The following is a 14,357-nucleotide window of genomic DNA, read 5'->3' on the forward strand; positions in this document are numbered from 1 at the left end:
CGCGCATCCCGCCCCCTTACGCGCCCCGTTCTCCCGTGGGGAGTCCAGCCGTGGCTACGCGCCCGCGTCGTCCAGCAGGGCCATCAGCGCCCGTGCCGCGGGGCTGGTGGCCTCCGCCGGCGGGGCCAGCGCCACAGTCTCGTACACCGGCTCACCGGTGTCCTTGAGCGGCAGCGCGGTCAGCGCCTCACGCTTGTGCCGGAAGTGCTGGGGGACGACGGCGATGCCGAGGTCCTCGTCGACCAGGTCCAGGAGGCTGTGCACGTCGTTCACCTCCAGTGCGACCGTGCGCCGTACCCCCGCGGCGGTGAACGCGGTGTCGGTGGCCCGGCGCGGTCCCCAGTCGGGATGGAAGTCCACGAAAACCTCGCCGCCCAGGTCGTGCGGGGTCAGAGGCGCCCCGGCCCGCGCGAGACGGTGCGCGGGATGGCACAGCACGGTCATCGGCTCACTGGTCAGCGCCACCGATCGCAGCCGGTCCGGGTCCACCTGGGTCCGGTAGGCGAATGCCAGGTCGAGGCGTCCCGCCGCGACCTCCTCCGCCAGCGCCGCCGAGCCCCACTGCCGCAGCCGGATCTCCACGTCCGGATGGCGACGCCGGAACGCGGCCAGCAGCTCCGCCACATGCACCCCGGCGATGCACTGCTCGGCGCCCACCGCGAGCGTGCCGCGCAGCACACCCTGCACCGCGGCCACCGCCTCGCGTGCCGCCCGCACCTGCGCCAGGACACGCTCGGCCTCCACCAGCAGGGCCCGTCCGGCCTCCGTGAGCGTCACCCTCCGGGTCGTCCGTACGAACAGCGGCGTCCGCAGCTCGCGCTCCAGCGCGCGGATCGACGCCGACAGGCCCGACTGGGAGACCAGCAGCCGCTCCGCCGCCCGGGTGAAGTGCTGGTCCTCGGCGACGGCGACGAAATGCTGAAGGTGGCGCAGTTCCATGATTGAGAAGCGTATCCGCTGAATTCCATCGGATTCTCCTGTTGGACCGCTGCCCGCGGCGCGCGCCAGAGTGGAACCCCGGTTCGACGGAACCGGACACTCGTGTGCCAATCCCCTGGAGTCGCGTTGTACACCCCACACCCCGGCCGTTATGCGGACCTGCCCTACCGGCGCACCGGACGCAGCGGCCTGAAGCTTCCCGCGCTCTCGCTCGGCCTGTGGCACAACTTCGGTCCCGACCGCCCCGCGGAAACCCAACGCGCCATCCTGCGCCGCGCCTTCGACCTGGGCGTCACCCACTTCGACCTCGCCAACAACTACGGCCCGCCGCCCGGCGCCGCCGAGTCCGCCCTCGGCGAGGCGCTGCGCGCGGACTTCGCGCCGCACCGCGACGAGTTGGTGATCTCCACCAAGGCCGGCTATCTGATGTGGCCCGGCCCGTACGGCGAATGGGGCTCACGCAAATATCTGCTGTCCTCCCTCGACCAGAGCCTGACCCGGATGGGCCTGGACCACGTCGACATCTTCTACTCGCACCGCTTCGACCCCGACACTCCGCTGGAGGAGACGATGGGAGCCCTGCACTCCGCGGTTCAGCGGGGCAAGGCGCTCTACGTCGGCGTGTCCAACTACTCCGCGGAGCAGACCCGTGAGGCCGCCCGCATCCTCGGCGAGCTGGGCACCCCGCTGCTGATCCACCAGCCGCGCTACTCGATGCTCGACCGGCGGCCGGAGGACGAGGGCCTGCTGGACGCCCTGGAGGAGCTCCAGGTCGGCTCCATCGCCTACTCCCCGCTGGAGCAGGGCCTGCTGACCGCCCGCTACCTCGACGGCATCCCCGAGGACTCGCGGGCCGCGAGCGACAGCCCGTTCCTGAACACCGACGCCGTCACCGGCGAACTGGTGGAGCGGCTGCGCACGCTGAACGGCATCGCCGAGTCCCGCGGCCAGACCCTCGCGCAGATGGCGCTGGCCTGGGTGCTGCGGGGCGGACGCGTGACCTCGGCTCTGGTCGGGGCGAGCAGCCCGCGGCAACTCGAGGACAGCGTCGCGGCCACCCACCACCTCGACTTCGACGCGGACGAACTGGCCCGCATCGACGCGGTGGTCAAGCGGTAGGCCCACCGCTCAGACAGGTTGCCCACCCGGCCGCGTCGTGGTCCTCCTCACGACACGACCGGGTGCGTCGTCGCGCTCTCGGTCACCGTGCGCGCCGCATTCCGGCCAACAGGAGGGACGAATATGCCAGGAGAGTGGCCGGAAAGACATGGTGACAGTGATTCAGTGGTGAACATACTCGACAACGAGAGCGCTTCACCCCGCGCGACGGCGCCCTCACGCACAGCACGCGACCCACCGGAGAACGAGCGCGGTCGGCCGCCGGGCAACGCAACGGGGGAGAGAATCGTGCACGACGAGTTCCTGTGCCACGTCACGGCCTACGGCGTCTGCGACGGTCGGCGCATCGGCGTACCCCTCGGGACCTACCGCGCCCCCACCCTGGCCCTGGCCCTCTGGTGGCTGCGCGATCGCGCCTCGTGGATCGCCGAGCGCCTCGACCCGCGGCCCGAGGTCGAGCACTTACCCCCGGGCGCGCTCGTCCCCGTCGCAAACGGCGTGCCCGACGTACCCGCCGTGCTGCGTGCCTGGTGCGGTGACGCCGCCCGGCAGGAGGAGATGGCCGAGGCCCTGGCCGCCGGGCGGTTGGTGCGTCTCGCCATCAGCGACGACACCACCGAGTACGAACTGCTGGCCGAATCCGTGGACGCCCTGCGGATGCAGCGCGCCGCCCCGGTGCTGGGCATCCCGGTCGCTTGACCGTACCGCCCCGTCGCGCACGGCACGCGCCGCGCACCGGGCCGACCCCGGACCACCCCGGCCACACCAGGCACCCGAACGGGTCAATCGGTAGAATCCAGACATGGTCGAGCGCTCGGTCGCGCCGGAGCTACTCGTGGAAACCGAGAGCGGCTCCACCCTGATGAGCCCGGTCCGCGACTACCACGTCGGACGCGACCCGTTGAGCGACATCGTCCTCGACGATGACCGGGTCTCCTGGCACCACGCGGTGCTCCACCCCGGGAACGGTCACTGGACCCTCGAGGACGAGCACAGCACCAACGGCACCTACGCCGACGGCCACCGCGTACACGCCCAGGACGTTGGCGCCGGCAGCGTCATCCGCTTCGGCAGCCCTCGGGACGGACCGAGTGCCGTCCTGATCGACCGGCCGCCGCCCGTCCCCGAACGCCTCTCCGCCGTGTCGGCTCCCTCCCTGACCGGCACCTACCGGCAGCCCACCACCGTACGGCCGCTGCCCACCCGCGGCGTCCGCATCGGCCGCGCCGCCGACAACGACCTCGTCATCGACGACCTCGTGGTCTCCCGCCGGCACGCCGACCTACGGGCGCTGCCCGACGGAACGTACGAGATCGCCGACCTCGGCAGCCACAACGGCACGTACCTCAACGGCCGGCCCGTCACCCGCGCCCCGGTCGGCCCCGGCGACATCGTCGGCATCGGCCACTCCGCGTTCTGCCTCGTCGGCGACGAACTCCAGGAGTACGTCGACACCGGCGAGATCTCCCTCGACGTACAGGACCTCACCGTCACCGTGGACCGCGGACGTAAGACGCTGCTCGACCACGTGTCGTTCCCGGTGGGGGAGAAGTGCCTGCTCGCCGTGGTCGGCCCCAGCGGCTCCGGAAAGTCCACCCTCCTCCACGCCCTCACCGGACAGCGCCCCGCCGATCACGGCACCGTCCTCTACGACGGCCGCGACCTCTACCGCGACTACGCCGAACTGCGCCAGCGCATCGGCCTCGTCCCCCAGGACGACATCCTGCACCCCCAGCTCACCGTCCGCAGCGCCCTGTCCTACGCCGCCGAACTGCGTTTCCCGCAGGACACCGACAAGGCCGAACGTCGGGCCAGGGTCGATGAGGTCATCCGTGAACTCGGCCTGGAACAGCGGGCGGAGCAGCCCGTGCACAGTCTCTCCGGCGGGCAGCGCAAGCGGGTCAGCGTAGCCCTGGAACTCCTCACCAAGCCCTCCCTGCTGTTCCTCGACGAGCCGACCTCCGGCCTGGACCCCGGGATGGACCGCTCGGTGATGCACATGCTGCGCTCCCTGGCCGACGACGGCCGGACCGTGGTCGTCGTCACCCACAGCGTGCTCAGCCTGGACGTGTGCGACCGGCTTCTGATACTCGCGCCCGGGGGACGCGTCGCCTACTACGGACCGCCCGAGGACGCCCTCGCTTTCTTCGGGTTCGAACAGTGGCCGGAGGCCTTCGAGGCCTTCGAACGCGATCAGGACCGCGACTGGGCGGGCGACTACCGTGCCTCACCCCTCCACGGCCGGTACACAGTCGACGCCACCGCCCAGCCCCGGCAGCAGCGGGCGGAGCGTGTCGACGTCGCCCCGCCGCCCCGGCCGCGCAGCCGCACCGCGCAGCTCGGCACCCTGGTACGCCGCTACACCGCCGCGCTCAGCGCGGACCGCACCTTCCTCGCCATCATGGTCGCGCTGCCCTTCGTGATGGGCGCGATGGCCCGTGCCCTGGCCGGCGGTGCCCTGACGCAGAGCACCGCGATGAACGCCCTGCTCATCCTGTGCGTCGGTGCCGTCCTCACGGGCGCCGCCAACGCCGTACGGGAGCTGGTCAAGGAGCGCCCGATCCACCGGCGTGAACGGGCCGTCGGTCTGTCCAGATCGGTGTACCTGGTGTCGAAGATCGTCGTGCTGGGCACGGTCACCGTGCTGCAATGCGTGGTGCTCACCCTTGTCGCGCTGCTCGGGGTCGACCTCGGCGCACCGGATGGCGAGGGCGTGTTGATGCCGCCTCTGGTGGAGATCACGGTCGCCGTGGCCCTCCTGGGCTTCACCGCCGTGATGCTCGGCCTGCTCGTCTCCGCGCTGGTGCGCAAGGAAGAGGGGACGATGCCGCTGCTGGTGCTGCTGGCCATCGTCCAGGTCGTGTTCTGCGGTGCCCTGCTGAAGCTGGACGGTGTGCCCGTCCTGGAGCAGCTGTCCTGGCTGGTGCCCTCGCGATGGGCGTTCGGCGCGATGGCCGGCACCGTCGACCTGGCGAGGATCACCCCCGGCGACGTGGCCGAGGACCCGCTCTTCCAGCACTCCCCGGGCGTGTGGCTGCTCGACGCGGCGATGCTGCTGGTGCTGTCGGCGCTGTTCGCCTTCGTCGTGTCGCGGCTGCTGCGCCGCCACGAACCCGCCGTGATGCGGAGGTAGCCGGCCCATGACGAGCCCGTCCACGCCCGGATTCCGGCCCACCCACGTCGTACCGGGCAACGGCATGCCGGCCTGGGAGGCGCCCGACCCCGCGGGGCCCACGATCGGCCTCGACCCGCTGCTGCCGGTACGGCTGGTCGAGCGGCGCGGGGACTGGGGGCAAGTGCTGTGCTCCAACGGCTGGTCGGCCTGGGTCGACGGCCGCCGTCTGCTCGCCGTGCCCCAGGACCCGCCCGCCGCCGAAGCGCCCCTGGCCCGCATTGCCGATCCCCGGCCCCTGCTGACCCGGGCCGAGGAGGCCCTGGCGGAATACCGGGCCGCCGTCGACGCGCTGGCCGACGGTGGCACCGATGGGGAGGGTTTCCGCGCGCGTACCCGCGGCCTGCGCATCGGGCTCGTCGTGGACGGGGAGTCCCTGTGGCTCTACGACCGCGACCACGCGCGCTGGCTCTACACCGACGGCACCCGGCTGCACACCTACGCCGCCGACGAGGCACCACGCGCCGAGCCCGGAGCTCCCGGGCACGCGCCCACCCGGGTCGTGCCTCCGGAACCCACCCGGGTCGTCCCGGGCGAACCCCCTCAGACCGTGTCCGGCGCGCCCACCCGCGTCGTCCCCCGGACCCGCCGGACCGTGACGTCCGATGACCCACGACACCAGCCTGTTCGCCGGCGCCCTCCGAGCTGACGGGGCAGCAGGTCGCGAACTACCGCATCGAGCGCGAGATCGGCCGCGGCGGCATGGCGGTCGTCTTCCGCGCCCGGGACCTACGCCTGGACCGCACCGTCGCCCTGAAACTGCTCGCCCCGGAACTCGCTCGCAACGACACCTTCCGCCGCCGCTTCACCCATGAGTCCCGCACCGCCGCCGCGATCGACCATCCGCACATCGTCCCCGTCTTCGAGGCCGGCGAGACGGACGGCATCCTCTACATCGCCATGCGGTACGTCGACGGCAGCGACCTGCGCCACCTCCTCGACCGCGAGGGCCCGTTGCCGCCTCCCACCGCGCTGCGCATCGCCGCCCAGGTGGCCTCGGCGCTCGACGCCGCCCACGAGCACGGGCTGGTCCACCGGGACGTCAAACCCGGCAACATCCTGGTCGCCCCCGGCACCGACAGCGACCACCCCGAGCACGTCTACCTCACCGACTTCGGCCTGACCAAGAAGTCCCTGTCCCTGACCGGATTCACCACCGTCGGCCAGTTCGTCGGCACCCTCGACTACGTGGCCCCGGAACAGATCTCCGGGCGTCCGGTCGACGCCCGCTGCGACGTCTACGGGCTCGCCTGCGTCGTCCACGAGACCCTCGCCGGCCGTCCGCCGTTCCGCCGGGACGACGACATGGCCCTGCTCTGGGCCCACCAGTACGACGACCCGCCGCCCCTGACCGCCGTACGTCCTGACTTCCCGTCGCAGGCAGACGCCGTCCTCGCCAGGGCGCTGGCGAAGAGCCCCGACGACCGGTACGCGTCCTGCCTGGACTTCGTCGCCGCCCTGCGCACCGCCATGGCAGGGGGCGGCGAGGCCGCGACCGCACCCGCGGGGCACACGGGCGGGGGAACGTCGGCCAGGGGAGTACCGGCAGGAGGAGAACGGGACAGGCGGACGCCTGAACCGCCGAAACCGCCGCCGGCCTGGGCGGAACCGGTGTTCGGACCGCGAGCTTAGAACACCCGTCAGCGGTCCGGCACGTCCCGTCAGCGGTCCGGCCCGCCGCGGCCGCGGCGCGTCCCCCGAGCCAGCAGCGCGCCCGCGAAACCGGCGACCAGGCCCCACAGGAGGGCCAGACCCATCGCGCCCGGCAGACGCGGTGCGAGCAGCACCTGACCGGAGAGCCCGGTGTCGAGGTCGCCGATGCCGAGCACGGAGAGGCCGAGCCGGGCGGAGACCCGGCCGACCAGGCAGATCATCAGAACGGTCAGCGCGAGCGCCACCGCCAGGTGCGTGGCGTGCCGCCAGGTCCGGACCCGGGCCGGTGACAGGGCCGCCATCACGAACGCGACGGCCAGCAGCAGCACCGCGTCGGTCACCAGCAGCCACCACACCCTGCCGTCGTGCTCGGCGAGCGTGCTCAGGTTCAGTGCCGAGACGTCCTCGGTGCGCAGCACCTCGTCGAGTACATGCGGCATGGGCAGCCCGAAGGGTCCCTCCACCCTGCCGTCCCAGGTGGCGCCGAGCCCGATGGTCAGCGCGAGCCAGGACACATTGGGCAGGCCCAGCAGGATCACGGCGAACGTCTCCGCCGGGTGTCCCCGCGTCGCGGCGACGACCAGCGCGATGACGGCACCGATGACGACGAAGGCGAGCAGCAACCGCAGCATCGCGCGCGCCGCGGGCCGCACCGCCGTCTGGAACCGGAGCAGCCGCCCCGGCAACGGGGCGCCCCGTGACACCAGCAGGGCCAGCACCAGCACACCCGCCAGCCAGAGCATGCCGACGAGGACGGTCAGCGGCACATCGGCGGCGAAACCGACCTCGGGGGAGAGCCCGAACAGATCCCCGAGATCGCCCAGGGGCCCGTCCCCGAGCGAGACCTCGAAGGTGTGCCGGGCGGCGAACGCCAGCCCGAGCAGGGCGAGCAGCCACAGGGCGGCGATCCTCGCGGCCCACCCGATCAGCTCCGGCGCCCCCGCGACGGCACGGTGGCGCAACGGGCGCAGAAAACCCCGGCCGACGAGCAGGGCCCCGGTGAGCGTGACGGACAGCGGCATGACCGTCAGGCCGCCCTCCGCGGCGGCCAACTCGCCCGCGTCCCCGGACAGCTCCACCGAGCCGCCCACGGCGGTGACCACGGTCGCCGCGACCACCCTGGGGAAGGAACCGTCCGGGAGGTCCGTGGCACCGGCCGCCCACAGCCCGAGCGCGGCCACGACGCCCATGGCGAGCAGCCCGCCCACCACCGTGACCAGGGCCTGCGCCCAGCCGTGGCGGGCGGTCACCCGGTCGGAGACGGTACGTGAGCTCACCTCTGCACGCTAAGCGGGCCCCCGCCCGGGGCGCCTGCCGGGAGGTCCGTCCGCGTCGGCTTGCGACCGGTACGCCACCGGAGCACACAATGAATGAGTAACGGAAGTAGTGGTGTGTATCCGCGGAAACCAACTGAAACAGCAGGCAGAGGCCTGACGTCGGTGCGACGTGTGACTGTCGCGGACCATCCGCGCGGGAAGAAGGGCTCGTGAGCGTCGAACCACCGCCCTTCGGCAGGCCCACCGGTCCTCCCTCCGGGCCGTTGTCGGGCTCCTCCCCGCCACCGCCCTCCGGGCCGCCCGCCGGTGGCGCGGGCGGCCCGGGCGGCCCGGGGCCGCCCGGCCCGGGCAGGCTGCCGCGGTGGTGGTCCGTACCCGCTCTCGTCGTGCTCGCCGCGGCCGTGGCGGTGGTCGTGGCCCTCGCCGTGGTGCTCACCCGTTCCGACGGCGGCTCCGAGGCGGGCGGCGGCGAAATCTTCCTGCAGGCCGCGAACGCGAAGGGCCCCGATCCGTTCACCGAGTCGACGGCCGAGGACGGCTCCGCCTCGCCCGGGACCCCGCCACCCAAGACCTCCGCCCCGTCCACCGGGGCGTCGTCCCCGGCCAACGCGGTGGGCGCGGTGAGCGGCGGGGAACCCGGCCTGTACGGCGGCACCCGCAACGTCTCCAGTTGTGACGTGGAGCAGCAGATCGAGTTCCTGCGGGAGGTGCCCGCGAAGAACGAGGCGTTCGCCTCGGTGGCCGACGTCGAACCCTCCGAGGTTCCCTCCTACCTGCGCTCGCTGACCCCGCTGCGACTCCGGCTGGACACCAGGGTCACCAACCACGGATACCGCGACGGCGCCGCCACCGACTACCAGGCCGTCCTCCAGGTGGGCACGGCCGTACTGGTCGACGACCGCGGCGTCCCCCGGGTCCGCTGCGCCTGCGGCAACCCGCTGACCGAGCCGGTCGAACAGGCTGACCCCCGGTACACCGGCGAGCCCTGGCCGGGCTACCGGGCCTCGAACGTCGTCGTGGTCGAACCGGCGCCGCGGCCGATCGAGAAGTTCGTGGTCCACGACTCCGACAGCGGCGGCCGGTTCGAGCGGCACCGGGGAGACCCGGGCGGCAAGGACCGTGTCACGAAACCGCCGGACGGGCAGAGCCCGTCGCCGGGTGACACCACCCCCTCGGCGCCGTCGCCGGACACGCCCTCGTCGACCGCACCGTCCACCCCTCAGTCCGGGACGCCGACCAGCGAGCCCCCCACCGGCGAATCGCCCACCAGCGAGCCGGGGAGCGGCGATTCACCGACCGGCGAACCGCCGTCGTCCGAACCCCCGCAACCGCCTCCCGCCGAGTCCGGCACCCCGAACGACGCCCCGAACGCCACGATGAACGACGTCACGAGCGGCGTTTCCTAGTCGCGTGGTGCCGGTGTCCCGCGCCCGGTGCCCCGCCCGCGGATCACCAGAGCGTGGTCGCCCAGTCCCAGGAGACGGTCGGCCGGGAGTTCGCCGAGCGTCGTGAGGACCGCCTCGATGCGGGCGGTGAGCGGGTCGAAGGCCGCGTCGAGCACGGTGCCGCGCTCCTCGCCGTCCTCGGTGAGGACCCTGCTGCCGAGCAGATCGTGATGCGGTGGCGCCTCGGCCGGGAGGGAGGACGGAGGGAGGGCGATCAGCACGTCCGGACCGATGGCGTCCACGTCGTCCCAGGCCAGCACGGCCTCCCTGCGCAGGCGCCCGCTCCGTATCCGCACGTGTGTGACCGTGCCGGACGCCGCGTCGACCGTCAGCGCCCGCACGACGCCGAGCCGGTCCCCGTCGCCCGGGGCCAGCACCGGCAGCCCTCGCACCCGGGAGAACAGCATCACGGCAGCGCGCCCGTCCGCCGGGCATGGAACGCGCCGACCCGCGCCACGAAGTCCGGCAGGTCGTCGGTGACGTAGGTGGTGGCGTGCGCGGGAATGACCAGCGACCGGCCGGAGACGGACACCGCCTCACCGCGCGGCACGTACACCCGGTGCCGGCGGTGTCTCGAGCCCGGCACCAACTCCCGGTGCGCGGCGAGCCGGAAGGCGACGATCCGGCCGCTGGTGCCGCCCTCGACCAGGACGTCGAGCACCGTGCCGACCACGTCGCCCTCGTCGGTGAGGACCTGCGCGCTGAGCAGCCGCCCGTGCAGGGCGTCGCGGCGGGCCACCGACAGGGTCACGTCGCACAGCGCCCTCTCGTCGCGCACCATGACCGCGTGGTGGCCGAGGGAGTGCACCGCGGGCCAGGGCAGATCCCGGGGCAGGAGACCCGACAGCAGGGCCCGGCCGGTGAGCGTGAAGCCGGTGACGCGCCCGGCCGTGGCGTCGAGGACCGTGTCCTTGACGTGGGCCACCGCATCGCCGCCCAACGTCACCACGGGTAGCGTCCGCAGGCATCGCACCGCCAACAGTTCGTTCATGGCTCGCCCTTCGCACCGGAGGCGGCCCCCGCTCCGCACCCGCGTATCCGGGTGCCCGCCGTGTGGCATGACGAACACCGATCAGGGGACTGCGCCGCCCGACTCGGGGTAGGTGCACCGATGCAGATCGTCCGGCCAGTCCGGCCTCGCAGAGAGAAACGCATGACCAATCACCTGGACGGGGCAGTGATACCGATTGGTTTCGACGTGCCCGTGGAACCGCTACGGCGGGCAGCGCACTTCACCGGCGAGCCGGGATGCATCGCCGAAGCGCGCGCCTTCGCCGCGCGCTTCCTGGAACAGCTCAGGACCGAGTGGTGCGCCACGATCGGCCGCCGGACCGACGGCGCGGCACTCCTGGTGGTGAGCGAACTCGTCACCAACGCCGACCGGCACAGCGGGGGGCCGTACATCCTGGAGCTGGAGGGTACGGACGAAGCGATCACGGTCGCCGTGTACGACAGCAGCGGCACCCTGCCCCGGGTCTTCCCCCGCGATCCCCAGCGCATCGGCTGCCACGGGCTGGAGATAGTCCGGGCCCTGGCGCGGGACATCTTCGTGGAGCGGGTACCGGTCGGCAAGCGCGTCGGCGCGGTGCTGAGCCTCGACGCCGGCTGAGACCCCGGCCGGCGTCTGCCGAGCACGCCTGCTGGACAGCGCTCCCACTCCCGAGCGCGTCTCCGAACGGTTCCGCACCCCTCGGGAAACGACGAACCAAGAACGGGGCCGCCGGTCCACCCCCACAGGTGAGCCGGCAGCCCCGTACGGTGTCTGTCCTTCGGGTCGTCAGGCGCAGCCCAGCTCGCCCAGCATGCCCTCGCGCAGGCGGCCGATGATCCGCTTGATCAGCCGGGAGACGTGCATCTGCGAGCACCCGAGGCGCTCGCCGATCTCCGCCTGAGTGGCCTCCTCCACGAACCGCATGCGGATGATCTCCCGATCGCGGTCGCTCAGCTCGGCCATGAGCGGCGCGAGCGCGTGGAAGTCCTCGACGAGCCGCAGCCCCTCCTCCTCCACACCGATGAAGTCGGCGAGGACGGCCTCGCCGTTCTCCGGACCGTCACCGGTGAGGGCGGCGTCCAGTGACGAGGAGTTGTAGCCGTTCGCGGCGAGCTGTCCCTCGTTGACCTGCTCCTCGGTGATGTTCATCAGCGTGGCGAGCTCGGTGACCGTGGGATCGCGGTCCAGTCGGCTGGAGAGCTCCTCGCGGGCCTTGGCCAGTTCCACCCGCAACTCCTGGAGCCGCCGCGGCACATGCACCGCCCATGTGGTGTCACGGAAGAAGCGCTTGATCTCGCCGACGATGTACGGCAGCGCGAAGGAGGTGAACTCGACCTCACGCGACAGCTCGAACCGGTCGATCGCCTTGATCAGACCGATCATGCCGGTCTGGACGATGTCCTCCATGTCGTCGCCACGGCCGCGGAACCGTCCGGCCGCGAACCGCACCAGCGACATGTTCATCTCGATCAGAGTGTTGCGCGCGTACTGATATTCGTGTGTGCCCTCGTCCAGCTCCGCCAGACGACGGAAGAACTGCCGGGACAGCTCCTTGGCATCGCGCGGAGCGACGGCTCGGGGATCCGCGACCCCCGGCAGGCTTCCGTCACCCGTCCCGGCCTCGGCGTTCTTCTCGACGACCTGTGCCTGCGGCCGGATCACGGCGGTCTCCATACCTGTACCTCTCCCCACGAACGTGCACGGGCGGACATGTGCGTCGGTCCTTCGGAGTTGCAGGTACCCAGCCCCTCCCCGACCATTCCCCCCGACTTTTCGAGGGCCGCCGGAGAGGCACGGCGTTCCGCCCCTTCACTCAGGGCGGAATGCCGCTCCCTTCCCCTCGGAGCGGGGGTTCCTAGGCTGAGGGAGTGAGCAATCAAGCACCCCTCGACGCCCGTGTCATTCCCCTGCGGCCCGCAGCCGCACGCCACGCCGCGGCACCGCCGGGTCCGGCCCCCACCGCCCCCGCTCCCCCTCCGGCTTCCGCTCCGGCTCCCAGGGAGCCGCTGTGGCGCGACCTGGTCGGCGACGTGCTGCGGCGCGAGCGGCTCGCCCAGGAGCGGACGTTGAAGGACGTCGCCGACACGGCCCGGATCTCCATGCCGTACCTGTCGGAGGTGGAGCGGGGCCGCAAGGAGGCCTCGTCGGAGGTCCTCGCGGCCGCCGCCCAGGCCCTCGGTCTGGGCCTGGGCGACCTGCTGTCGCGGGCGCAGGGAGAACTCGTCCGCGTCACCGGCCCGCGGGTCCCCATCGGCCGGGGCGCGAACCGGGGGACGCCCCGCGCCCCGTACGACGGGCTGTGCCTGGCCGCCTGACGCGACCGTGCCGGGCCCGGCGCCTCACACACCCACGAGGCGCCGGCTGCAGCACCTCGTCGGCCAGGCCGTAGGACACGGCCTCCTGCGCGGTGAACACCTTGTCGCGGTCCATGTCCGCGCGCAGCGTCGCCACGTCGTGGTGCGTGTGCCGGGACAGGACTTCTTCCACCTGCGAACGGATCCGCAGCATCTCCTTGGCCTGCAGCGACAGATCGGAGACCGTGCCCCGTTGCCCGCCCGTGGCCGGCTGGCCTAGCAGCACCCGCGCGTGCTCCAGCACGAACCGACGCCCCGGGTCCCCGCCGGCCAGGAGCACCGCCGCCGTGGACGCCGCCTGACCGACGCAGTACGTCGAGATCGGCGCCTGTACGAACGCCATGGTGTCGTAGATCGCCATGAGCGAGGTGAACGAGCCGCCCGGGGAGTTGATGTAGACCGCGATCTCGCTCTCCGGCGCCGACGACTCCAGATGGAGGAGCTGCGCGATGACGACGTTGGCCACCCCGTCGTCGATCTCGGTGCCCAGGAAGATGATCCGCTCGGACAGCAGCCGGCTGAACACGTCGTAGGACCGCTCGCCTTGCGGGGTGCGCTCGACGACGTTCGGAATCGTGTACGTACCCATCGTCACAGCCCCATCCTGCGCCGCGTCGCGGCCGGCCGGACGTCGTCCAGCGACTCCACCACCCGGTCCACCATTCCGTACTCCCTGGCCTCCTCGGCCGTGAACCAGCGGTCGCGATCGCCGTCCCGGGAGATCGTCTCCGACGACTGGCCGGTGTGCTCGGCGGTGATCCGCTCGATGGTCCGCTTGGTGAACTCCAGGTTCTCCGCCTGGATCTCGATGTCGGCGGTGGTGCCGCCGATCCCGGCGGACGGCTGGTGCATCATGATCCGCGCGTGGGGCAGGGCGTACCGCTTGCCCGGTGCGCCGACGCTCAGCAGGAACTGGCCCATGCTGGCCGCGAATCCCATGGCGAGCGTCGACACGTCGTTGGGGACCAGCCGCATCGTGTCGTAGATCGCCAAGCCCGCGTGCACGGAGCCGCCGGGGCTGTTGACGTACAGGCTGATGTCGGTGCGCGGGTCCTCGGCGGACAGGATCAGCAACTGCGCGCACACCCGGTTGGCGGAGACCTCGTCGACTTGGGTCCCGAGCAGCACGATCCGCTGCGCGAGGAGCTGCGCGGCCAGATGGTCGTCGAACCGGGTCGGAGGGGTGTCGCCCTCCTCGGCCCGGGGCAGCGGAGCCGGCGGCTGGCCGGCGGTGAATGGAGACATCGGCACTCCCGTGTTGTCCGTGTGGTTGCTGTGTTGCCCTTCGGTACACGGCCGGTGCGACCGCGTGCCCTCACTCTCGACCGGCTGCGGCGGCCCGCGGGGCTTTCTCTGCCCGCGGCAGATTCGCCCTGGGCAGAGCGCCGCCGACCGATGAGTTCCGGG

General features: G+C 72.2%; 14 protein-coding genes and 1 pseudogene. 8 read left to right on the top strand and 7 right to left on the bottom strand.

The genetic code is table 11. The features are described from left to right. Positions 1-54 precede the first annotated feature (54 nt). Positions 55-939 (bottom strand): LysR substrate-binding domain-containing protein, encoded by an 885-nt coding sequence (locus WJ438_RS35905; protein ID WP_406728885.1) that lies wholly within the window; start codon positions 937-939, stop codon positions 55-57. A 126-nt stretch (positions 940-1,065) separates the two neighbouring features. Here WJ438_RS35905 and mgrA point away from each other — a divergent pair, with 126 nt between their 5' ends. From mgrA to WJ438_RS35930, 5 genes are all read left to right on the top strand, one after another. Continuing rightward, a complete protein-coding gene (mgrA, locus tag WJ438_RS35910; protein ID WP_406728886.1) occupies positions 1,066-2,058 on the top strand; it encodes an L-glyceraldehyde 3-phosphate reductase in 993 nt (330 codons plus the stop codon). 288 nt (positions 2,059-2,346) lie between these two features. Then, entirely contained in the window at positions 2,347-2,757 is a 411-nt protein-coding gene (locus tag WJ438_RS35915) for a hypothetical protein (RefSeq protein WP_406728887.1), read from the top strand. A 103-nt stretch (positions 2,758-2,860) separates the two neighbouring features. Then, the gene (locus WJ438_RS35920; protein WP_406728888.1) at positions 2,861-5,191 is read left to right on the top strand and encodes an FHA domain-containing protein; all 2,331 of its coding nucleotides are present in this window, start codon (positions 2,861-2,863) and stop codon (positions 5,189-5,191) included. Between the two features lie 7 nt (positions 5,192-5,198). Next, positions 5,199-5,879: a hypothetical protein gene (locus WJ438_RS35925; RefSeq protein WP_406728889.1), complete on the top strand. Its 681-nt coding sequence runs from the start codon at positions 5,199-5,201 to the stop codon at positions 5,877-5,879. A gap of 53 nt (positions 5,880-5,932) precedes the next feature. Then, the gene (locus WJ438_RS35930; protein WP_406728890.1) at positions 5,933-6,862 is read left to right on the top strand and encodes a serine/threonine-protein kinase; all 930 of its coding nucleotides are present in this window, start codon (positions 5,933-5,935) and stop codon (positions 6,860-6,862) included. Positions 6,863-6,891: 29 nt separating this feature from the next. On the opposite strand, the gene WJ438_RS35935 is transcribed toward WJ438_RS35930, so the two are convergent. Continuing rightward, positions 6,892-8,160 carry a streptophobe family protein gene (locus WJ438_RS35935; RefSeq protein ID WP_406728891.1) on the bottom strand — a complete coding sequence of 423 codons (1,269 nt, stop codon included), beginning with the start codon at positions 8,158-8,160 and terminating at the stop codon, positions 6,892-6,894. 209 nt (positions 8,161-8,369) lie between these two features. On the opposite strand from WJ438_RS35935, the gene WJ438_RS35940 reads away from it, so the two are divergent. Continuing rightward, positions 8,370-9,566: a DUF6777 domain-containing protein gene (locus WJ438_RS35940; protein ID WP_406728892.1), complete on the top strand. Its 1,197-nt coding sequence runs from the start codon at positions 8,370-8,372 to the stop codon at positions 9,564-9,566. Here WJ438_RS35940 and WJ438_RS35945 read toward each other — a convergent pair. Next, positions 9,563-10,012, bottom strand: a complete 450-nt coding sequence (locus WJ438_RS35945) for a PRC-barrel domain-containing protein (protein ID WP_406728893.1) — start codon at positions 10,010-10,012, stop codon at positions 9,563-9,565. The genes WJ438_RS35940 and WJ438_RS35945 overlap by 4 nt on opposite strands. Next, entirely contained in the window at positions 10,012-10,596 is a 585-nt protein-coding gene (locus WJ438_RS35950) for a PRC-barrel domain-containing protein (RefSeq protein ID WP_406728894.1), read from the bottom strand. Before WJ438_RS35950 ends, WJ438_RS35945 begins: the two co-directional genes overlap by 1 nt. 162 nt (positions 10,597-10,758) lie before the next feature. Between WJ438_RS35950 and WJ438_RS35955 the strand changes: the two genes are divergently transcribed. Next, entirely contained in the window at positions 10,759-11,214 is a 456-nt protein-coding gene (locus WJ438_RS35955) for an ATP-binding protein (protein WP_406728895.1), read from the top strand. Positions 11,215-11,382: 168 nt separating this feature from the next. Here WJ438_RS35955 and WJ438_RS35960 read toward each other — a convergent pair whose 3' ends face one another. After that, on the bottom strand, positions 11,383-12,270 hold the full coding sequence (locus WJ438_RS35960) for an RNA polymerase sigma factor SigF (protein ID WP_406728896.1): 888 nt from the start codon (positions 12,268-12,270) through the stop codon (positions 11,383-11,385). A gap of 194 nt (positions 12,271-12,464) precedes the next feature. On the opposite strand from WJ438_RS35960, the gene WJ438_RS35965 reads away from it, so the two are divergent. After that, positions 12,465-12,911: a helix-turn-helix domain-containing protein gene (locus WJ438_RS35965; RefSeq protein WP_406728897.1), complete on the top strand. Its 447-nt coding sequence runs from the start codon at positions 12,465-12,467 to the stop codon at positions 12,909-12,911. 24 nt (positions 12,912-12,935) lie between these two features. Here WJ438_RS35965 and WJ438_RS35970 read toward each other — a convergent pair. Beyond that, positions 12,936-13,539, bottom strand: a pseudogene (locus WJ438_RS35970) (ClpP family protease). Between the two features lie 2 nt (positions 13,540-13,541). Further along, positions 13,542-14,195, bottom strand: coding sequence for an ATP-dependent Clp protease proteolytic subunit (locus WJ438_RS35975; protein ID WP_406728898.1), 654 nt, complete (start codon positions 14,193-14,195; stop codon positions 13,542-13,544). Positions 14,196-14,357: the final 162 nt, after the last annotated feature.

Source organism: Streptomyces sp. GD-15H (genome assembly GCF_045291515.1).
Lineage (GTDB): Bacteria > Actinomycetota > Actinomycetes > Streptomycetales > Streptomycetaceae > Streptomyces.